The following is a 21,712-nucleotide window of genomic DNA, read 5'->3' on the forward strand; positions in this document are numbered from 1 at the left end:
CCGCACCGGCTTTCGAGCGCATGGACGAGCACAAGCAACGCAAGGACATTGAACGCCGCATCGGCCTGGACGCACGCGATTGGATCGTGCGGTTGACCTCGGGCAATGTCAGCGACGCCGACCTCCAGCGTTTCAAGGCCTGGCGGGACCTGTCTCCCGATCACAAGCTGGCTTTCGAGCGCGAGCGTTCGTTCTGGCAGCAACTACAGGCCATCGATACCGGGTCGGCCGGCATGCCTTTGCCGGCTGCCGCCGAGCCGAGCCGCCATGTCCTGATGGGGCGGCGCAGCTTTGTCATCGGCGGTGCGGCTGTGGCTGCCGCAGCCATCGGCCTCGTGGCCGTACCGAGGCTGCAAGTCTGGTGGAACGCCGACCTCTCGACAGCCGTCGGCGACCAGCGCGAGTTCACCCTGCCGGATGGGTCGGTCGCCACCCTCAACACGGATAGTGCCGTCAGCATCGGCTACCGGCCTGGCCTCAGACTGGTCGAGCTGCTGAAAGGCGAAGCCGAATTCAAGGTCGCTCCGGATCGGAACTCGGTGTTCCGGGTGGCGGCGCTGGGCGGCAACAGCACCGCCAAAGCGGGCCGCTTCTCGGTCGGGATCTTGGAGGATGTGGCAACGGTTACCTCCGCCGAAGGGCGCATCGACGTTGCCGGCCCGGCCAGCCCGACCGCAACCGACGATCCCGGCGTCACGGGCGTCGAGGTGGCTGCGAACCAGCAAACCCTGTATGCGCGGGGAGAAGCGCCGCGACCGGCCCAGTCCGCCGATGTCCAGGCGGCGCTCGCATGGCGGAAAGGCCGCATCATCTTCGAGGGGCGGCCGTTTTCCCGGGCGATGGCCGAACTCGGCCGCTATGTCCCCGAACGGATCGTGATCCGGCCCGGCATCGATCGATCCGTCCCCGTCAGTGCGGTCTTCTCGACGGCGGAAGCATTTGCTGCCGTCCAGGCGCTGGCGAAAACCCAGGGGCTGTCGGTGCGTCGGATTCCCGGTGTCCTGCTCCTGATTTCCTGACGCGGCATCCCTTCAAAAAAATTGAGACGCCGTCTTTAGGCGATCGCCTCGCTCGCGCGTCAATATGGCGAAGGGCCGAGGCAGCACACACCCACTCCCTTCATTTGAGCCCGCGAGGGCTGTTTCCAGGGGACATGTTGAGGGGGCTCGGTGGTGCACGGCAGGATAGCGAAGGGATCGAGGCGAAGCGCGCCTAGCGGTCTGGTGACGAAGCTCCTGGTGAGCGCGGCGTTTTGTGCAGTGCCGGCACTGCTCGTACCGATGTCACCGGCTGCCGCCCAGACCGCAATCACGCATAACTTCAACATTCCCAGCCAGCCGCTGGCCCGGGCCTTGCGTATGCTTGCAGACCAATCCGGCGTTCAGATCGCCTACAAGACCTCCATCGCGGCAAATACGCGCGCACCAAGCGTAACCGGCGGCATGACCACGCAGGCAGCGCTGGCCCGGCTTCTTTCGAACTCGGGGCTTGGCTATTCCTTTACCGGCGGCAATGCCGTGACCCTGCTTGCCATGTCGGCGGAGCCCGCCGGCGGCGAAAGCGCGGATGGGGCGATCCTCCTCGATCCCGTCATCGTCGAAGCCAAGGGCACTGCGGCGATTCAGCAGGACGGGCTCGCAAAGGATGGCTACCGCACGAACACCATCTCCTCGCTGGGGCCCCTGGGACAGACATCCATCCGGGATACGCCCTTTTCGGTCAGCGTCGTGCCGCGCGAGCTCATTCAGAATATCCAGGCCCAGTCTCCCGACGACATCTTCCGGATCAGCCCGACGACCCGTATTCAGACGCCGCAGGCGTCGGGATGGTCGCCGATGGTCAACATGCGCGGCTTCACCACCTATGACACGGCCGAGGACGGCCTGCGGCGTTCCTATAGTCACGCGACCAATCTCGAGGACAAGGAGCGTATCGAAGTCCTCACCGGGCTTTCGGGATTCCTGTATGGGGCCGCTGCCCCGGCCGGCATGATCAACTATGTCTACAAGCGCCCGACGATCGAGCGCCTGAACAGCCTGACCATCGGCACCTATGGCGCCGAGCAGAAATACATCCACGGCGATTTCGGCGGCCGCATCGATCCCGAAGGCCGTGCCGGCTATCGCCTCAACATCGTCAAGCAAGGCGGCGATACCGCGATAGACGACCAGAACATCAATCGGTTCCTCGTCAGCGGGGCCATCGATTGGGACATTACCGACAGGTTGAAGCTGGAACTCAACGCGTCCTACAGCAAGTACAAGACGGACGTTCCCAATTCCTACTGGTTTTTCAATCCCGGCGTTCCCCATGGCTCGGCGCCGGACGCCAGCAGGAACTGGAGCCAGCCCTGGGTTCGCGATGAATTCGAGAAGACGCGCCTTTCCGGCAAGCTGACCTACAAACTCAACGACTTCATCACGCTGCGCGGCGCCTATATGCGTGAATATCTCGATCGGCCGGTCCAGGACCACACGATGAATTCGGTGCGGTCGCCGGGGGAATATTATCAGATCGGGATTCACTCGGGCAAAACCAAGAACATCTTCGACGCGGCGCAGGCCTTTGCGGATGTCACGTTCGATACCGGGCCGATTTCCCACAAGGTCACCGCCGGCTACCATATGTATTCGGATCGGGCCTGGCAGACGCCCTACAGCCCGAACACAGGCTGGATCGGGCCGTTTCCGATGTCCTCGCCCGTCCACCTTCCCAGGCCGACCTTCCCAGTCGATACTTCGTCGCCCTACTATCAGGGCTATGTGCGCAATCATAATTTCGTCATCGGCGACCAGATCGAATTCAACGAGCGCTGGTCGGCTCTGGTGGGCGTCAACTACAGCCGCATCATGAGTCGCTCGCTCGACATAACAGGCACGCGCACCCAGCCCGACTACGACGAGGGGCGGTTCTCGCCCTCGGCCTCGCTCCTTTTCAAGCCCGTGCCGTGGATGACGGTCTATGGCAGCTACATCGAAGGCCTGGAGCAGGGCGGCGTCGCCCCAGACACGAGCAGCAATTACGGGCAGGTCATGGCCCCGATGGTGAGCAAGCAAAAGGAGATCGGCGTCAAGGCTGAAATGGGCGGCATGCTCCTGACCGGCGCCTTGTTCGATATCGAAAAGGCCTATGAATTCACCAATGCGAGCGGCGTCTACACCCAGGACGGGCGGCAGCGGCATCGCGGCGTGGAGGTCACGGCAACGGGCAAGGTAACCGACGAACTCACGCTTCTGGGCGGCGTCACCGTGCTGGACGCCAAGGTGGAGGGCGGCGAATTTGACGGCAAACAGCCGATGAACGTGGCCAAGGTGCTGGCCAAGCTCTATCTCGAATATGAGATTCCCGCCATTCAGGGCCTCGTGCTGACTGGCGGCGTCTACTACACCGGCAAGCAATGGGCGAACGATGTCAATGACGACCGCCTTGCCGCCTATACTACCCTCGATGTCGGCATGCGCTACACGACCGAGCGGTTCGGCAATCCGTTGACCTTGCGGCTGAATGTCAGCAACGTGACCAACAAGAACTACTGGCAGAACAGCTATTATCTGGGAGCCCCGAGAACGGTCGCGTTTTCTGCCCAGATGAAGTTCTGATGGGGATGCAGCCTATAGGCTTGTCCCGCCGGGCCCTTCTCGGCGGAGCGGCAGCGATGTGCCTTGCCCGTGCCGCGCATTCGTCCGAGGAGCCTGCCAGGCGGCCCCTGGCGATAGACTGGGTGAGCGGGCAGAACCTGCTCGCCCTGGGTATCGCGCCTCTCGCCATGCCTGAAATCGAACGCTACTCCCAATTGGTGGTGGAACCGGCGCCAGCATCGGACATGCGCGAACTAGGCCTGCGGTCGGAGCCCAATCTCGAGCTGATCCATCGCCTGAAGCCCAAACTGGTGGTCATGAATGGCGACCTCGCGCCGATGCGGGAGCGCTTGGCGGCCATCGCGCCGATATGCTCCTTCGATCCCGATCATTTTGGGGAATCCGGCCGCCTGGCGCACGCCCGCCTGGCTCTTTCGGCCCTTGCCGGGCAGCTCGGCGCGTCGGGTGCGTTCGGGCGTTTCATGCAAACGCTGGACGCGGAACTGGCGGCGGGAAAACGGCTGATGGCCCGATATGACCGCCGCCCCCTTTACGTGGCGACGGTGATCGATGGCAGGCGCCTGCTGATCTTCGGCAGGAACAGCCTTTTTCAGGACGTGCTCGATCATTTCGGCATCGAGAACGCCTGGGCCGGCTCCGTATCCCGCTATGGCCATACCACGGTCAGCGCCGATCGGCTGGCGGCTCGCCCCGATGCGCGGCTGCTCTGCGTGGGCGACACCAGCCGCGATACGTTGAAGAGCCTGCTGGAATCTCCCGTCATCGCCAGCCTGCCCTTCGTGAAGCAGAACCGTATCGTGCGCATTCCGGACGTCCTCTTCTACGGAGGCCTGCCACCCGTGCGCCGCTTCGCGCGGCTGGCATCCGCCGCTCTCTCGGCAGGTGGACCGAATGGCTAGGCCGCATGCCGTTACGCCGATCCCGGCACTTCTTCTTGCGGTCCTGGCCCTGTCCCTCGCTGCCTTCAACGTGAGGGGGCTGCTGCCGGACAGCGCCTCATGGCGCTCAATCGTTTTTCCGGATCCCGATGTCACGGCGCAGATGATGCTGCATCACACCGTGCTTCCCCGCATCGTCGTCGGCCTGATGGTCGGAGCCGGGCTTGGGCTTGCCGGCGCCGTCCTGCAACGCATTCTGCGCAACCCCCTGGCCGAGCCAGCCACGCTCGGCATTTCGGCCGGCGCCTATCTCGTTCTGTCCATCGTCACCCTGTGGTTTCCGGCATGGCTTACATTCGGCCGCGAGTGGATTGCCTTTGCCGGCGCCGCCCTGGCCCTTCTTGCGGTCCTCTCCCTGTCCTGGCGCAAGGGGCTGTCGCCCGTCACCGTGACCCTGGCCGGCATGATCGTCAGCCTCTATTGCGGGGCGGTCAGCGCCGCGCTGACCTTGTTCAATCACGATTTTCTCACCGGCATCTTTCTCTGGGGCGCCGGCTATCTCGACCAGCAGGATTGGAGCGGGGTGCAGTTTCTGTACCCAAGGCTCCTGCTCGTCGCCATCCTCCTCGCCTTTCTCGTGCGCCCGCTGACATTGCTTGGCGTCGATGACGACAGCGCCAGGAGTCTCGGCCTGTCCGTTGCAGCCTATCGCCTGGTCGCGCTGGTCGCCGCGGCAGCCCTGGCGGCGATCGTCACTGCCTCGGTCGGCATCATCAGCTTCGTCGGGCTTGCCGGTCCTGCACTGGCACGCGCCTCCGGTGCCAGGCGGGCGGGCGAGCATCTGGCCTGGTCTGCACTGCTGGGGGCCTTGCTGCTCATGGCCACCGACCAGACCGTGCTCTCCTTGCCCGTGACCTACCGCCTGTTTCCGACGGGAGCGGCGACGGCCCTGCTGGGCGCTCCGCTGCTGTTCATGCTGATCAGGCGCCTGAAACTGCTGGCTCCCCCGCACATGGCGCCAGGCGCGGTTCCGGGCAGGCTGAGACATCCGGCCGTCGCACTCTTCCTATTGGCGACGCTGCTCGTCCCCGCCTTCTGGCTGGCATTGTCTCTGGGGCGGGGACCAGATGGCTGGTCGTTCGCGGCGAGAGAGGAGATCGTACCCTTTCTGGATTGGCGGGGGCCTCGCGCCCTCGCCGCCTTCAGCGGAGGATCCATGCTGGCCCTGGCCGGCGCCATCCTTCAGCGCGTGACGGGCAACCCCATGGCCTCACCCGAGGTGCTCGGTGTTTCTTCCGGCGCAATGCTGGGCGTGATCCTTCTGCTCCTGACGGCAACTGCCCCGACCCGCGCCGAGCAGATAGCCGCCGGTGCTGCCGGTGCCCTGGCCGTCCTCTTCCTGATGCTCGGCCTATCACGCAAACCCGGCTTTTCCGGTGATCGAATGCTGCTGATCGGTATCACGTTGGGAGCCGTTTCCGGCTTCGTCATGGCCGTATTGATGACGTCGCAGGATCCGCGCCTCGATCAATTGCTGGCCTGGCTGTCGGGCTCGACCTATGCGGTGCGGCGGGCAGAGGCCCTGCTGTCGGCGGCCCTGCTGGCCCTTGCTCTCGCCTCCATACCCCTCATCCGGCGCTGGCTCGAACTGCTCCCGCTCGGCCTTGCCACGGCGACGGCCTCGGGCATGCCCATCGCCCATAGCCGCAACATCCTGTTCTCGATCTCGGCCCTGCTCACGGCAGGGGCGACCATCCTGGTCGGCCCCTTGAGCTTTGCCGGGCTGATGGGGCCGCATATCGCCCGCCTTGCCGGCTTTCATCGGGCGGGCATGCAGCTCGCGGCATCGGCCATCATTGGCGGCCTCATCCTTCTGGTCGCCGATTGGCTCGGCCGCAACATCATTTTTCCATTCCAGATCCCTGCCGGCCTGTTCGCCACCATGGTCGGCGGGCCCTTCCTGTTGGTGCTGATCGCGAGGCGAGGATGAGCAAGCAAGGCGACGGCTTCCGCATGATGCGTGTCGTGGGCGTCGAACGTATCGCGCCGCACATGCAGCGCCTGCGCCTGGCCGGTGACGATCTCGCCCATTTCGACACGCTCGGCAATCTGCATGTCCGGCTCCATGTCGAAGCGCGGCACAAGGCGGAAGCCGGGACGCCTGTTGAGGGGGCTGGCGACGGCCCTCGTCGAAAGGGCGCCTCGTCGAACGTGGTGACGCGCTACTACACGATCCGGCGCATCGACGCCGCCACCGGCTGGCTCGACATCGATTTCGTGCTGCATGCCCATGCGGGCCCCGCCTGCAATTTCGCCTTGCAGGCAAAGCCTGGCGACATCTGCGGTATTTCCGGGCCTTGTGGTCTCGGCGTCAAGAAGGCGAGCCGCTACCTCCTGGCGGGCGATGAAACGGCGCTGCCCGCCATCGCGCGGATCGCGGAGACATTGCCGCCCGATGTTCGGGGCGATATCGTCATCGAAACATGCGGACCGGAAGACCGGCTGCCCTTCGCCGCACCGGCCGGCATGACGATCAGGTGGGTCGACCGGTGGCCAAGGGATCAGGGGCCGGGCAGAGGCTTCATCGAGTCCGTCAGGGAGAAGATCGAAGTCTGCGTGGGCTCAAAAGACTATTTCATCTGGCTGGCGGGAGAGTTCGGTGCCTACGAAGCCTTTCGCCCGCGCCTCGCTGCCATTCCGAAACCGCGCTACATCAATGTTTGTTACTGGCGGCGCTGATAGAAATAGGAACCGGTGGAACTGCTTCGTTCGCCTAAGTCGGCGATCAAGCACCATAAACCATCGGGGCAAATAGAGTCGGATGACGAGCGATTCATAGAAGAATTGGCAGCGTGTCGGGATATAATCATTACCTTCGATCATTTGAGAAACACCGCAACGCACTGGAAACCCTACTTTATAGTGATCCCGGATTATTGCTTCGTGCTGCCGCATTGCCTCCTACGATGCGACCGCTCGCCCGGAGAAAGCGCCTAGAACCCCTTCACATCGGCGCAGCTGTCGTTGTCTCATCCTCTTCTGTCGCCGCCGCGCCAAACGGTTGCAACGCCACCTTCAGATAGGGCGCGGTCAGGCTTCCTTTCGCGTCGGCAACATCGTTGGGATTGCCGCTGGCGACGATATGGCCGCCATCTTCGCCGGCTCCCGGTCCCAGGTCGACGACCCAATCGACTTGGGCAACGGCACGCATGTCATGCTCGACGACCACGACCGTATTGCCGGCATCGACAAGTCCCTGCAGATGCCGCATCAGACGATCGGCGTCGGAGGGGTGCAGACCCGAAGTCGGCTCGTCCAGAATGTAGATGGTGTTGCCGCGCTGCGCGCGTTGCAACTCCGTTGCGAGCTTGATGCGCTGTGCCTCACCGCCCGACAATTCTGTCGCAGGCTGGCCGAGCCGCAGATATCCCAAGCCGATCTGTCGCAGCACGTCGAGGGGTCGCAGGATGGGCAGTTCTTCGGCGAAGAACCCGCAAGCCTCGTCCACCGTCATCTCCAGGACCTGGGCGATGTTGCGTCCGTTCCATTCGACCTCCAGCGTTTGCGGGTTGTAGCGGCTGCCATGGCAGGTCGAACAGGGCGCATAGACGCTGGGGAGGAACAGCAATTCCACCATCACGAAGCCTTCGCCCTCGCATACAGAGCATCGGCCCTGTGCCACATTGAACGAGAATCTGCCGGGGCTGTAGCGGCGCTGGCGGGCCAGGGGCGTATCGGCGAAGATCTTGCGCACGTGGTCGAACAGGCCGCTATAGGTAGCGAGGTTCGAGCGAGGAGTGCGGCCAATCGGCTTCTGATCGACCCGCACCAGGCGCCGGATGTACTCCATTCCTGCGGTGATGCGTCCTTCCGTTTCCTCCTGCGCGACGTCGAGCAGCGGATCGACATCCTCGTCTTCGGTCGTCGGCGGGGGGCCGCCGAGATGTTCGGCAACGAGTTCCGGCAGCGCCTGGCTCACAAGGCTGGACTTGCCCGATCCCGATACGCCCGTGACCGCCGTGAAGCAGCCGATCGGAAACGCGACATCGAGACCGTGCAGATTGTTGCGGGTCACGCCCTCCAGACGGAGCCATGCTCTGGCTTGGCGCGGTGTCCTATTATTGGCCACGGGTGCAGCGAACAGATAGCGGCGCGTGATCGATTCTTCCACGTCGGCCAACCCCTCGGGCGGCCCGCTATAGATCACCTCGCCGCCCTTCCCGCCGGCGCCCGGTCCTACATCGACCAGCCACTCGGCATGGCGGATCACGTCGAGATCGTGCTCGACAACGAACAGGGAGTTACCCGCCGCCTTCAACCGCTCGAGGATCGACAGCAAGGCTTCCCCATCCGCCGGATGCAATCCCGCCGAAGGCTCGTCCAGCACATAGACCACGCCGAAAAGCTGGGACGACAATTGGGTCGCAAGGCGCAGACGTTGCAGTTCCCCTGAGGAAAGCGTCGGCGTGCTGCGGTCGAGCGAGATATAGCCGAGACCGAGATCGATCAGCGGTCCGAGCCGTTCGAGCAATTCGGACGCGAGGCGTTGCGCGGCGGCCCGCTTTTCATCGGAAAGGTTGGGAGTGCGGCGCACGTCGGGCGCACTCTTATGCGCCGAACCACCTGCAGCGACCCGGCGTTCGACCGCCGCATCACGGGCCACCTTGCTCAGGATATGGCCCTTCGGGGTTGCCGTGGTTTCCCCGTACTCGCCGTGCGCGATGGGCGTCAGCAAATCCATGAGCTTCAGCAGCGTCAGGTCACCGAACTCGGCGATATCGAGCCCGGCGAATTTCACCGACAAAGCTTCGCGCTTCAGGCGCTTGCCATGACAGGTTGGGCAATCGCGACCGATGATATATTGGGAAACGCGCTTCTTCATCAAAGCGCTTTTCGTGTTGGCGAACGTTTCCAGCACGTAGCGACGGGCGCCGGTGAAGGTGCCCTGATAGCTCGGTTCCATCCGGCGCTTGAGTGCGACACGGGTCTGCTCGGGGGTTAGGCCCGCATAGACCGGTGCCGTCGGCTGTTCGTCGGTAAAGAGAATCCAGTCACGATCCTTTTTCGGCAGATCGCGCCATGGCGTATCGACGTCATAGCCGAGCGACACGAGGATATCGCGCTGGTTCTGGCCGTGCCACGCCGGCGGCCAGGCGGCGATCGCCCGCTCGCGAATGGTGAGCGTATCGTCCGGCACCATCGTCTTCTCGGTCGCGTCATAGACGCGACCGATCCCATGGCATGTCGGGCAAGCCCCGGCCACGGTGTTGGGCGAAAAATCCTCCGCATAGAGCATTGGCTGATTGCGTGGATACGCGCCGACGCGCGAATAGAGCATCCGCACCAGGCTGGAGAGCGTCGTCACGCTGCCGACGGAGGATCGCGCGTTCGTCGCACCGCGCTGCTGCTGCAACGCGACGGCGGGCGGCAATCCGTCGATCGCATCGACCTCCGGCACGCCAGCCTGATCGATCAGGCGACGCGCATAAGGTGCGACCGATTCCAGGTAGCGTCGCTGCGCTTCCGCATAGAGGGTTCCGAAGGCGAGTGACGACTTGCCCGAGCCGAATATGCCGGTGAACACTACGAAGGCATCGCGCGGAATATCGACGTCGACATTCTTGAGGTTGTTCTGACGCGCTCCGCGAACCTGCACGCATGAGGGACGCTCAACCTGTCCATTGCCAGAAATGCTCGCCCCAACAGGCGGAGTTCTTGTCTTCATTCCACTTTTCCCGCGCCATCCCTGCACGGCCTCGCATTTCGACACCATCGGAACAGCGTCCAAATCGACGACATCACAGGAAATCACGCCATAACCAAGCTCACAGGTAGATGAACTGGCGATATAGCCTGTCCAATCGATGGCGAATATCCTCTATGTGCTTGTCGTCACCGCTATCGACGGCCGCCAAGAGACGGTGCTCCGCGGTGGTAATCCGATCACAAGGATCAGACAGGTTTTCACAGAACTCCTCCGAATGAACCGAAGGCTCGACCGCTGTGGATTGCTCAGATGTGATTTTCGGCCACCGGCATCTATACCCGGCTGCCGAGCTATGTCCGCTTCTGGGCCGTGAAGTGGCTGGATACGAGGGCGGAGATCGTCAATGTCGTCAAATGCGAGGAACTCACCGCACTGCCGAAGGCTTTTCCGGAACCTTGGAAAGGCTGCGCAAGGAGGGCTCCCATGTGCCGGCGACTTCGCCAAAGGGACGGCACGCCATCCTAGCTTGAAATCGAGGAAGACGATCCCAAGCTGCCTGACGGCGTGCCGGTATGGCAAGAACGCTTCAACGGCGTCCCGTCCCGGTATTTATGGGTGATCCGTAGACATCCGCAGGCCGACAAGAACGTCCGTGATCACATGCGCTGGGTTCATTCCGCCCTACGCCAAGGCCGCTATGACGCCTTTTTCTTTCTGCCCCTGCTGGGCGCGGGAGGCGGTGACGGTGGCGGGGCGCTACTCGCCTTTCGATTCATCTGGCCCAGTCCGAGTTCCTTGGCCAGGCGCGCGCGGGTAGCTGAATAGTTCGGCGCAACCATGGGATAGTCGCTGGGCAGGCCCCACTTCTCCCGATACTGCTCGGGCGTCATTGTCATAGGTCGTCCGCAAATGCCGGGTCAGCGATTTGAACTTGCGCCCGTCTTCCAGACTGATCAGATAATCGGGGGTGACGGATTTCTTGATCGGAACGGCGGGCTTTGGCGGGGTAACCACCTCGGCCGACCTTGGATTGTTCAGATCCGTTAGTCCTTTGTGCACCGAATGGATCAGATCCGCGAGGGATGCGGTGGCAACCTGGTTGTTGGAAACATAGGCAGAGACGATGTCGACTGTCAGGTCGACCAGACTTGCGTCGTCCTCAGACATATTCAGTCACCTTCTTGTTTTTTGTGGTGATGTCGAAGTGAGTGCTGTTTTTCTTTATGAACGCAGCATTGTGGACCCGTTCGCTGCGCTGGCTCAGATTCTCCGGCAAATTCCAGTAACTGTAAAGATCATCCTCGGGGATGATCATGGCTGCCTGTGCACTATTTCGAGCCTTTTCGGATTCTGTTTCGATCGCTCGTGCCCTCTGTGCAAATCACTATAAAAATAAGTGATTAGAGAACATTCGATCTACATGCACCTGTTGGCACACTGGCCTGTTCCCTTAAAACAAGATAGGCTGCACACTTCCGTCCGCCGAGGCTTGGGCCCGAGGACATCTCAGCCAACCAGAAAATTTCATCGTGACGATCTCGCACAAGGGTGCGACGCCGCGCCATTGACCGCGATAGATGCTGGTGTCGATGCCGCAGTCCATGAATAGGCCTGTTCGCTGCTCGAACCCGATGCACGTTCCCAAGGTCAGACGCTCGACGCATGGACGACTGGAATAGCGAAACGAGGCCGAGCCTTACGGCAGGACGAATACGTCATTGTCCGCGATTTCGGACGCAATATCGATCGCCGCGAACTCGAAGGATTTGAAGCCGCGACGATCACTCGAGGCTGCCTCCTTCCCGAAGAGCGGGCTGACAATGGCCCAGTCGAACACGGCTGCCTCAAGTTGATCCTTCCACCCTTACCGAGGGTCGAGCAGGTCGGCACAGATCCATCGTGCTTCCGGCAACAGCTTGCGGCCGATCTTGACGAGGCGTGGATTGATCTCGACGCAGACGGCAATGGAGGAGGATTGATCCTCGATCCCTCGACGAGCCTTCCCTTCGCCAGTTGTGCCATCACCTTAACTCGACGCCCGCAGACGCCTGGGCTTTCGAGCTCCAGCCGGGTCTGCCGGCCCAAGCTGATGGAGGCCAGGCGACGGAGCGGCTATCCGCAGCCCCGCTCGCAGTTACACTTCGGCGAAACCCCACATGGCTACAATCGGTCGTGTGTCGGCCGTCACCTTGCGGCTCACCTATTTGAATCGTTCCAGCGCCGTGACCGTTCTTCGCAATGTTTTCGTCAATGAATCGACATTCTGAATTGTATCCCGTACGGAAATCGGAGTAGGAATTTACCGTGAATATATGACTGTCTGAACAACCGTCAGAGGATCTGGAATTGTTCCGCTTTTGGAGAAAGTTTAGGTTACCAAAAGGGACCCCAGTAGAGGTCGAAAAGATTGAAGCGGGCGAGCAAGCTCTCTCAGAATTTCTAAAACATACACAGGAATTAATCTCTTTCTACGATGGAGAATTAAGACTTATCCAATTCGCAGCCCAGCTTGGGACTGTGCGCAATGGCAGTATGTCAATTGGTGCGAGCCTGTTTGATATCTATCCTGGCGTTGCTACGGGCGAAGCGCGGAAGGCAGTGGACAAGGTACTTGCTACCAGGGCTCCTATGATCCTCAATATTGCCACCGCGTCCAACCAAGGAATGGAAGCCTGGGCGTTTCCCGCCGCCGACGGGATCGGCCTGATCGAAGTGGCGAATTCTCCTGCAAGGCGCGCGGAGGCCGAGCACAACAGGCTGATGTATCAAGCCAATCATGACGTGTTGACCGGCCTCCAGAACCGGCAACGCCTCAGTGATCGGCTCAAGGAGATCTTGGCCGCGACCGACGGCCAGCATACGCGTTCGGCGCTGCTGCAGATCGATCTTGACGATTTTAAATCAGTCAACGACACCTTGGGACACGGCACGGGCGACGCCCTACTCAAAATGGCTGCCGATCGGATACGAGGTGTGCTGCAGGAGGGCGATTCGGCTTTCCGCTACGCCGGCGATGAGTTTGCGATCATCCAGTTTGGCAAGGACCCGATCGAAGCCGAGAGTGTGGCACAAGCTCTCGTTGATGCTTTCAAGATACCCTTCATGATCAATGAAATACCGCTCTTCGTTGGCGCCAGCGTGGGCATCGCATTCGGCCCTCAGCATGGTACGCAGAGCGAGGAACTGATGAAGGCGGCTGATATCGCGCTTTATGCTGCCAAGGGAGAGGGGCGGGGTTGTGCGCGGACCTTCAATCGCTCGATGATGCTTTTGATCGAACAGCGAGAAAGCCTAAGACGCAGCCTTCGACTGGCGCTGGAGCGACGCGAACTTCTGCTTGAGTACCAACCCCTACTCCGCTCATCGGGCAAGGTCGTCGGCTTTGAGGCGCTGGTGCGTTGGGATCACCCGGAAATCGGGCGGATAACGCCCAATGTGTTCATTCCGATCGCCGAAGCGGATGGATTGATGGATGAAATCGGCCGCTGGGTGCTCGAGGAAGCATGCAAACAAGCGATGACCTGGCCAGAAACTCTGAATGTCGCCGTCAACCTATCGCCCGCGCAGTTTCTCGGCGGGTCCATCACTGACATCGTGGCTCAGGTCATCGATAGTACCGGCATCAACGCAGACAGAATAGAACTGGAAATCACGGAGTCAGTGCTGCTGGAGGAGACCGTCGATAATTTGGACACCCTGAATACGCTGAACGTACTCGGTATCCGCATCTCCCTAGACGACTTCGGCACGCGATATTCGTCGCTCAACTATCTCAAGAATTTTCCCTTCGACTCATTGAAAATAGACCAGTACTTCATTCAAAATGTCGAAAAAGAGCATAAAAGCCAGACAATTGTACGGGCAATCATCGGCATGGCGCACGGTCTGGACATGATGGTGACAGCCGAAGGGGTGGAAACGGCCGTACAAGCGCAATGGCTGATCAAGGAAGGGTGTGACGTCCTCCAGGGCCACCATCTCGGCCAGGCCATGAGTGCCGAGAGAGCACGGATATTCGCTTCCAAGGCCGGAGCCCCACGAAGACGTCGAGAGCGCGTCAACTGAATCGACACATTCCGCCAGGCATCGCAATAGCAGAGAGTAATATGGCGCCGAACGTCACGCACAACGATAGCTTGGATCATGATTTTCGTATCATGGTACAAATTGACATGGAAATGGAGGCGTTCAACTCCAATTGGACACATTGCGATTATATCGCCACCTTCTTAGCTCGGGTGATTAGCCATAATCGGCCAGACTCTGTACTATTTGCAAACTTGTTTTCATCTGCACTCAATGAGTTGCTGGAGATCACCTTCCGCAGCAACCATGTCGGGGGAACTTTCGTCTGCAAGATTTCGCGCCACGGCGATACCGAAAGGGTCGAGCTCACCTTCACCTGTAGCGAAGATGAACGTGATTTCTTCAAGCAGGCGGTGATCCGCCTTCGAGGCAGTCACGCTGAAGCCAACTACATGGACTCGTTGTCGAACGCCGCCGACCTGAGCCGTGACATGCTCCTGGTCGAATTAGCCATCAGCTACAACGCTGCGGTGACCCTAACCACGGTTGGCGACAACACCATAACGCTCTCTGTCGATCTGCCACTTGGAGGCTTGACACATTGAGCGCGATCACCTTCGCCTACGATGTACGCTTCAATGCGCAATTCGACCTTAGCAATCAGGAATACTCGCTTTCTGGCACATTGCGTCCCCAGTCCTTGAACGAGATGGCGTCAAGCTTGGCGTTGCTGCGGGATTCGATCAACCGTGTGAGTGGCGTGTTCTATCTCAACGTTCGGCGGCTTGCGCAGATGAACAACCTGGCATTCCATGCGTTCGCACGTGAGATGCTGGACGCCAGCCGGGCGAGGCCGGACATGCAGTTTATTATCGTGACCTCCAGCGTGGTCGGATGGACAACTGAGAAGTTCGGCCGCCTGAGTCGGATCGAACCGGCCATCAAAGTCCAGGAATATGACGCCAGCTTCTATCCAGGTCAGAGCTTTCTCGAAGAAGGCGGCTTCATTCCGGTTTTGCGCACCCAAACTAAGATGACATGGCGGCACGAACGCAACATCTTGCCTCGCCACGGCATGCGGGCTGGGGTCTACATGGCGGATATCTGTTGCGGGATCGGCGATTTCGCTGCACTCGTTCAAAAGGAGTTCACACCCGCGCGAATTGTCGCCCTCGACCACTCGCGCTCCAGTCTTGCCTATGCACGTCGGGTGGCGTCGGAGTTCAAGATCAGTGGGATCGAGTATATTTACGGCGACGCCTCGGAGATGCTGCTCGAAGACAATCAATTCGATCTCGTCACCTGTCGCCACTCGTTGCAGATATTCGATCGCCCTGCGCTGATCCTCAAAGAAATGTACAGAATCTGTAAGCCCGGCGGCCGCGTATATGTAACCAATGAGAAGATCTCGCAATGCTTGGGAGAACCTCGCGGCGAGTCCATTCAATGGACATATAACGAACTGTCCAAACTCTTCGGCCATTTCAACATGGATCTCGAACTGGGTCCCAAGAGCCGGCATTATCTGATGGATGCCGGTTTTGATGATATTCGTGCAGAATCCTTCATGGTCACCAATCTCGATGGTGACCCGCAGGATTTCGCCGATATCGTCCAGGCGTGGGAGGATACATTCGCGGGAGAAATGTCCCAGAAACGCGGCGACGATCCCGAGTTCATCAAGCAGTTTCGCAAAGGCTTTCAGGACCATATCTTCGCAGCATTGCATCCGAAGGGATACGCTGGCTGGCCGATCTGGGTTGCGTCGGGACGAAAGCCGCTATGAGTGCGAAAGGCGGAAATTCGTCGCGGTTTGGCTTGCGCTCGTTCCGAGCGAAGTTTGTACTGGTTGTCGGTGGCGCCGTCCTGTTCGATCTGTTGATCAGTGGCGGCCTTGCTCTTTGGAACGTGAACCGACTTTCGGTGGATGCCACCCAGCAAGTCGGCCTCGGCCTGACGAAGGCAACCGGCGAATACCTGCACAACTACATCGAGACCACTGCCGAACGGACCGATCTTCTGCTCGATCAGGTCCATACGGAGGTGAATATTCTTGCTGGCTCGACGCAGGCCCTGATCGATCATCCCCAAATCGCGGCCACGGTGGGGGAGGCAATCGAGCGCGATCCGACGTTCTCCACTCCGCTTACCTACAATCCATCGAGTAATTGGTGGCAAAATGGAGCTGGTGACCCGTCAGCGGTGACGGTTTGGGGGTACCTCCTCAATGCGACCAAAAACCTGCCGCCAGACGTTGCAAAAGTCGTACGCGACAGCACGGCTTTCAACATTTTCGGTCCCGCAGTCCAGGCGAACGGCACACGAAAGCTGCAAGTCTACTATATCGGCCCAAAGAGCGCTCCCATTTTGCGTTCAACCCCCTATACTGACCAAGGCACCACGTTCGATCGCGTCTATCCGGGCCATAACGCAACGAATTGGTGGGACTTCTTTTTTCCTCAACTTTACGAGGATTGGCAGCGGTGGCTCAAGGATCCCGCGAGCAAGCCGGTCGACGAGAAAATCACGACGCTTTCGCCCTATAAGGACGGAGTCACGGGCAAGCTGATCGTCAGTTTCTTCGAACCCGTATGGACCAAGGACCGCAAGGACCTCGCCGGCGTCGTTGGTGCTGACCTTACATTGGATCAGATGGCAGACATCGTGCAAAGCGTGAAGATTGCAGACACCGGGTTTGCATTCCTCGCTATGTCCAATGGGAACGTACTCGCCGTCACGCCCGAGGGTGAGAAAACACTGGGCATCGGCAATTCGAGCCCGACGGTGTTCGACCGGTCACTGCGCAAAAGCACCGACGCTGCAGTCGCGGCGCTACCACTCGATCAGAACAACGATGGCGTCATACAGACCATTTCGCTCGACCGGAACGGCGAAAAGGTCAACTACATCGTCGTCCTCAAAAAACTCAGACCGACGAACATGTGGAGTGCCGGCCCGATAACAAAGGAAACAATGACGGTCGGCATCGTCGTTCCCGAGCACGAGATATACGCCACCTTGATTGCCGCTCAGGATAGTATTTCCAAGGCGACAAACCGTATTCTTCTTTATCAACTCGCAGCAATTTTCGTTGCGTTATGCATTGTATTTGCAGCGGTATTCGGTCTGTCGAAACGCATCACGGCTGGCCTCAGCGCCTTGGCCGGAGCGGCGCGTAAGCTGCAGGCCAAGGATTATTCTGTTCGGGTCCACATTCCGACCAAGGATGAGGTCGGCGAGGTTGGGGTGGCATTCAATCGAATGGCCGAGGAGATAAGCTACCATACCGAGAACCTGGAGAAGCTCGTCGAGGATCGCACGCGCGATCTCGAGAGCGCCAACCTGGAAATTTCATCGCTTAACGAACAGCTGCGCAGCGAAAATTTGCGGCTCGGTGCCGAACTCGACGTGGCCCGCCAGATCCAGAAAATGGTGCTCCCCAAAGAGCGCGAACTAGCCGCAATGCCAGGGGTAGAGATCGCAGCCTACATGCGCCCCGCGGACGAGGTGGGGGGCGACTATTACGACGTATTGCGGGACGGCAAGAAGCTTAAGGTGGGCATCGGTGACGTCACCGGCCACGGCTTGGAGAGCGGCGTTCTAATGCTGATGGTGCAGTCGGTAGCGCGTGCGCTCCAAGAAACCGGCGAGAATAATCCCGCCCAGTTCCTAGATCGGCTCAACCGAGCAATATTCAAAAATCTCGAGCGAACCAATTCGGACAAGCATCTGTCGCTCTCATTTCTAGACTATGAGGATGGTAAGCTCACGCTTTCGGGCCAGCACGAGGAAGTCGTGGTGGTGCGTGCAGGCGGTGGAGTTGAGCGTATCGATACCATTGATCTGGGATTTCCGATTGGACTCGAAAAGGACATTTTGCCTTTTGTCGCCACCCGCAACATAGCTTTCGCAAGCGGTGACGTGGTGGTGCTACATACCGATGGTGTGACCGAGGCCGAAGGTGGGAAGGGCGAACTGTTCGGCTTGGATCGTCTTGTCGAGAGCGCACGTCAGCGTCATGGCTCGAGCGCTGAGGAAATAAAGAACGGGATTATTCAAGATCTGATGGACTACATTGGAACCAGTAAGATCCACGACGACATAACGCTCGTCGTTATTAGGCACAGGTAACATCATGACCACTTTGTACGGATCGAAAGACATTGTGATCGGTATGAACGAACGCGTGAGCCGCGTGAGCCTATTCGACGGTCCCCTCGACCTGCGATGGCACCATTGCGCAACGACATCGGATTTCATCGCCGACATATTCGCCCTGCCATTCCGAACTTCACGCAACGACTATCGCGCGGTCCGGCACAATATCGGGTACCTGGTAAACGAGTTGATCGAGAATGCGGTCAAGTTCCATGAGCCCGGTGAGATCAGAGTCGAGGCGGCGATGGATACCGATGCCTTTAAAGTGAAGGTTTCCAATGTTGTCAGTGCCAACGCGGCCACCTCATTCCAGGCACTACTCGCTGAAATTACTGTTGGTGACCCTGGTGACCTGCTCATCGAGCGCATCGAAGCCAACGCTGCAGATCCAGAGACTTCCGGATCGGGTCTTGGATTGCTGACCTTGATGAATGACTATGGCGCTCGCCTGGCCTGGATTTTCAACCCCGTTGAAGATGGCAGCCGGGTGCATGTAGGAACATTCGCCACCCTTCCCGTCACTCATTTTTAACAGTGAACCATGAAGCCAAATATTGAGATCACGACTGACGAATATCGAGTCTGGGCCGAAGACAATGTCATCCATTTCGACGGCACGATGCGCCTGTCGGGAACGGATGCTTATGCTCCGATCATGACACTCATGACTGACATCCTGACGGCCGCGCCGCCGACGATTGTCCTCGACCTGACCGATCTCGAGTTCCTCAATTCTTCAGGAATTAACTTGTTGGCAAAGTTTACAATCGAGGTGCGCAAGCACCCAGACGTGACGCTCGTCGTGCGCGGCAGTTCCGAGATTCCCTGGCAGAGCAAGTCCCTACCCAATCTCAAGAAGCTCCACCAGGCGATCTCCCTGCAGATCGATTGACCCGTTCGGCCAAGGCAGGCGATGGTCGTAAGCGTCGGCTTCAAGATCTGGATTGCTTAGCAAGAGATCTCTGCAAGGCAGCCTTCAAATCGAATAGAGATCATCTTGTTCTTCCATAGAAATTCTACTTGAAAGACGTGGTTCATGGCTCTGGGTGACACATTGCAGCGAAGAAAATGTGTCACACTTGTCCCCATTTCGATGATCTACTTGTGACAATGATGCTGACCGCGTATTGTTTGGTCGGCATGGTTAAAGGCGCAGAACTCGACAGGTGCAGCCAGCTGGATGCCTGCCGTGCTGCCGACCGAAGGCGATGCCATCGACACCGCCACGCCCAATGCCGTCATACTGGGAGTTACAGGCGCCGGCACCTTTGACAGGTGGGCTACCGGGTAAACTCGGTGCCAGGAAATGGACACTCAAACATCGTCGCCTCCATTCGCTCCGACGTGGAGAAACGGCCATGGCCTCGCACCATTTTTCTCGCACTCGCCATCAACATCCGTTCGGCGACTGGCTCGGATGATCAACTGGGAACAAGGATCCGCGAAGCGTTGGGAACTGTCGCCAATACAACAGGGCCCCTCCTATCTTCCATGGAGACCATCGAAGCACTAAAGCGTTTTGCGATTTGGTTGAACCACCAAGAATCGCAAAGTCGCGTCGAATCAAAGAGTTAGAGTAAAAAAGCGTTCACGCCTGAACGCGCTTTGCTCTAAGCAACAGGCAGGCCGGCAGGCGTGCCGAGCCCGACACGATTGTCAGATCGGACCGGGCAACCTATCGTGCATCGTCACCAAGAGCCGCCGGGGCCGATCGTGGATCCAGCAGACAGAACCATTCACTGCCCCATCCACGGACGGCAGCAGGCGGCCTTTGTCTGCCAGCACATCGTCCAGGGTGCCCAACGTGGCTATCGTGTCGGCTTCTGGTTCGGCGACGATCCGGTGAATCCCAGATCCGATGCCTGGTGCGATGCCTGCGAGACCGGTCTGGCCAAGGCCGACTATGTCTGGGGCGATGAAAAGGAAGCGCAGGCGGGCGTCACCGTCATCTGCGGCCTCTGCTACGATTCCGCCCGGAACTTTCACCTCGGCGAGCCTCGGCGCCAACAGGTGTGGCTGCAGGAAACACCCGTCCAATCCCTGCCGGCTTACAGCCGGCTGCGCAGCTCGGCCAAATCGGCGGCGAAGCAGATGTCCCGGCCGCGATTGGCTTCGCGGACGAAATCGCGTAGGGCGTCGCTCTCGGCAACCCAGGCCGAGATGTCGCCGATCACGGCAAGACGCAGGCGGTAATTGACGAACTTCTGCACCACGGCGCCGGCGAGCCGCGTGCGCAGACGGAAGAAGTCGTCGACAAGCCGGGCGACAGGGATCGCCACCATCGTCGCTTCCTGCTCCCAGGCCTTGCCGAGAAAACCGTTGATATCGCCTTCGCCGGCGAGTTTCTTACCGTCCTCGGCGCAGATGAGCACCCGGATGCCCCGGATCTCCTCGACTCTGTCGCTCATGACTATTCTCCTAAGCGGCCCGTCGCAGCGGCATGTGCCGGTGGCTCCGACCTCAGACGATCTCGTAGATGTGATACTGGTCGCCCGTCGCCTGCGGAAAGTCTCGACGCCGGAAGGCGGGCGGCACGCTGCCGTCGACCAGAGCGATGTCGACATTGGAGATGTAGAAGCCGCCCTTCGCCATCAAGCCGGGCAGATAGGCGATGATGTCGGCCACGATCGGCACGGCGCCCTGCCTGTCCTTGAGGCCGAGGTCGGAATGGGCGAGCGCCGCCTTGCGCGGCAGGCGCGCCGCGGCAGTGCGGATCGTATCGGCGATGTCGCCGAGGAAGAGCAGTTCATCCGCCGGGCGCACGAAGACATTGGGGCTTACCCGGTTCTCAAAGGCATAGATGTCCCGATCGGGAAAGTTCTGGCGCAGATGGTCATAGGTCCGGCCGTGGCCAAGGCCGAATTCGAGCACCGGCCCCTCGATCCCCCGGACGAGTTCGACGGCAAGGTCGAGGCAATTGCGCTGGGCCGTCATGCGATTGATGAAATTATCGAGGTAGCTCATTATCCATTTCACATCATTGCAGAAATCCCGGCCGGCCATTCGGGCCGCCGTCCCGGCGGGCGCCGGGAGCCGGCTCCCGGATGCAGCCTCCGGACCGGATATGCCGATCGTCATAAGCCACCGGCCCCGAGCGAGGCAAGCGATCCTGCGGGCTCCACGACGCCGGGCGGCCTGACAGCCACCGCATGCGGGTCCCTCCGAATGTCCGTCAAATTTGCCGGTGTGCGCGAACACAGCGTACCGGCTAAGTTGATTCTGCGAACGGCGCGGCAATCTCCGAACAGATCCCCTCCCTGCCGTGTTGTTCGCGTCTTTCCAGCTCGTCTCTCTCTCGTCTAACCTCCCAGCCCGCGCAAGCGGGCTTTTTCTTTTCCTGCCTG

The 21,712-nt window shown here is 59.9% G+C and carries 15 protein-coding genes and 1 pseudogene; 11 read left to right on the forward strand and 5 right to left on the reverse strand.

The features are described from left to right. Positions 1–20: 20 nt before the first annotated feature. The 5 genes from ACIGJE_RS31950 to ACIGJE_RS31970 all read left to right on the forward strand — a co-directional run bounded on the left by ACIGJE_RS31950 (position 21) and on the right by ACIGJE_RS31970 (position 7,216). A complete protein-coding gene (locus ACIGJE_RS31950) occupies positions 21–1,019 on the forward strand; it encodes a FecR family protein (RefSeq protein ID WP_367624832.1) in 999 nt (332 codons plus the stop codon). Between the two features lie 219 nt (positions 1,020–1,238). After that, entirely contained in the window at positions 1,239–3,599 is a 2,361-nt protein-coding gene (locus ACIGJE_RS31955; RefSeq protein WP_483680630.1) for a TonB-dependent siderophore receptor, read from the forward strand. Continuing rightward, the gene (locus tag ACIGJE_RS31960) at positions 3,599–4,498 is read left to right on the forward strand and encodes an ABC transporter substrate-binding protein (protein WP_367624834.1); all 900 of its coding nucleotides are present in this window, start codon (positions 3,599–3,601) and stop codon (positions 4,496–4,498) included. The genes ACIGJE_RS31955 and ACIGJE_RS31960 overlap by 1 nt, the downstream gene beginning before the upstream one ends. Then, the gene (gene fhuB / locus ACIGJE_RS31965) at positions 4,491–6,467 is read left to right on the forward strand and encodes a Fe(3+)-hydroxamate ABC transporter permease FhuB (RefSeq protein ID WP_483680631.1); all 1,977 of its coding nucleotides are present in this window, start codon (positions 4,491–4,493) and stop codon (positions 6,465–6,467) included. Before ACIGJE_RS31960 ends, fhuB begins: the two co-directional genes overlap by 8 nt. Next, a complete protein-coding gene (locus ACIGJE_RS31970) occupies positions 6,464–7,216 on the forward strand; it encodes a siderophore-interacting protein (RefSeq protein ID WP_311937323.1) in 753 nt (250 codons plus the stop codon). Before fhuB ends, ACIGJE_RS31970 begins: the two co-directional genes overlap by 4 nt. 265 nt (positions 7,217–7,481) lie before the next feature. Here the strand turns inward: ACIGJE_RS31970 and ACIGJE_RS31975 are convergent, their stop codons facing one another. From ACIGJE_RS31975 to ACIGJE_RS31985, 3 genes and pseudogenes are all read right to left on the reverse strand, one after another. Further along, a complete protein-coding gene (locus tag ACIGJE_RS31975) occupies positions 7,482–10,202 on the reverse strand; it encodes an excinuclease ABC subunit UvrA (RefSeq protein ID WP_483680633.1) in 2,721 nt (906 codons plus the stop codon). A 677-nt stretch (positions 10,203–10,879) separates the two neighbouring features. Then, positions 10,880–11,351: pseudogene (locus tag ACIGJE_RS31980) on the reverse strand (Ros/MucR family transcriptional regulator). Beyond that, the gene (locus ACIGJE_RS31985; protein ID WP_311937328.1) at positions 11,344–11,499 is read right to left on the reverse strand and encodes a hypothetical protein; all 156 of its coding nucleotides are present in this window, start codon (positions 11,497–11,499) and stop codon (positions 11,344–11,346) included. The pseudogene ACIGJE_RS31980 and the gene ACIGJE_RS31985 overlap by 8 nt, the downstream one beginning before the upstream one ends. 1,031 nt (positions 11,500–12,530) lie before the next feature. Between ACIGJE_RS31985 and ACIGJE_RS31990 the strand changes: the two genes are divergently transcribed. Genes ACIGJE_RS31990 through ACIGJE_RS32015 form a run of 6 tightly spaced genes read left to right on the forward strand, consistent with a single transcriptional unit; the run spans position 12,531 to position 19,260 of the window. Next, on the forward strand, positions 12,531–14,249 hold the full coding sequence (locus ACIGJE_RS31990) for a putative bifunctional diguanylate cyclase/phosphodiesterase (RefSeq protein WP_311937331.1): 1,719 nt from the start codon (positions 12,531–12,533) through the stop codon (positions 14,247–14,249). Between the two features lie 41 nt (positions 14,250–14,290). Beyond that, positions 14,291–14,815 (forward strand): ubiquinone biosynthesis methyltransferase UbiE, encoded by a 525-nt coding sequence (locus tag ACIGJE_RS31995; RefSeq protein WP_311937334.1) that lies wholly within the window; start codon positions 14,291–14,293, stop codon positions 14,813–14,815. A gap of 5 nt (positions 14,816–14,820) precedes the next feature. Next, on the forward strand, positions 14,821–15,996 hold the full coding sequence (locus tag ACIGJE_RS32000; RefSeq protein ID WP_415081139.1) for a class I SAM-dependent methyltransferase: 1,176 nt from the start codon (positions 14,821–14,823) through the stop codon (positions 15,994–15,996). Continuing rightward, entirely contained in the window at positions 15,993–18,341 is a 2,349-nt protein-coding gene (locus ACIGJE_RS32005; protein ID WP_415080799.1) for a SpoIIE family protein phosphatase, read from the forward strand. Before ACIGJE_RS32000 ends, ACIGJE_RS32005 begins: the two co-directional genes overlap by 4 nt. Before the next feature lie 4 nt (positions 18,342–18,345). Beyond that, complete coding sequence (locus ACIGJE_RS32010; protein WP_311937338.1) at positions 18,346–18,900, forward strand: slr1658 superfamily regulator; 555 nt, start codon at positions 18,346–18,348, stop codon at positions 18,898–18,900. Between the two features lie 21 nt (positions 18,901–18,921). Continuing rightward, positions 18,922–19,260 (forward strand): slr1659 superfamily regulator, encoded by a 339-nt coding sequence (locus tag ACIGJE_RS32015; protein ID WP_311937522.1) that lies wholly within the window; start codon positions 18,922–18,924, stop codon positions 19,258–19,260. A 1,156-nt stretch (positions 19,261–20,416) separates the two neighbouring features. Here ACIGJE_RS32015 and ACIGJE_RS32020 read toward each other — a convergent pair. Both ACIGJE_RS32020 and ACIGJE_RS32025 read right to left on the reverse strand, forming a co-directional pair. Beyond that, on the reverse strand, positions 20,417–20,776 hold the full coding sequence (locus tag ACIGJE_RS32020; protein WP_367624840.1) for a DUF4180 domain-containing protein: 360 nt from the start codon (positions 20,774–20,776) through the stop codon (positions 20,417–20,419). Positions 20,777–20,828: 52 nt separating this feature from the next. Further along, a complete protein-coding gene (locus tag ACIGJE_RS32025; protein WP_311937346.1) occupies positions 20,829–21,332 on the reverse strand; it encodes a class I SAM-dependent methyltransferase in 504 nt (167 codons plus the stop codon). Between the last annotated feature and the right edge of the window lie 380 nt (positions 21,333–21,712).

It is taken from the genome of Labrys sp. E2SS-1L (assembly GCF_057073705.1).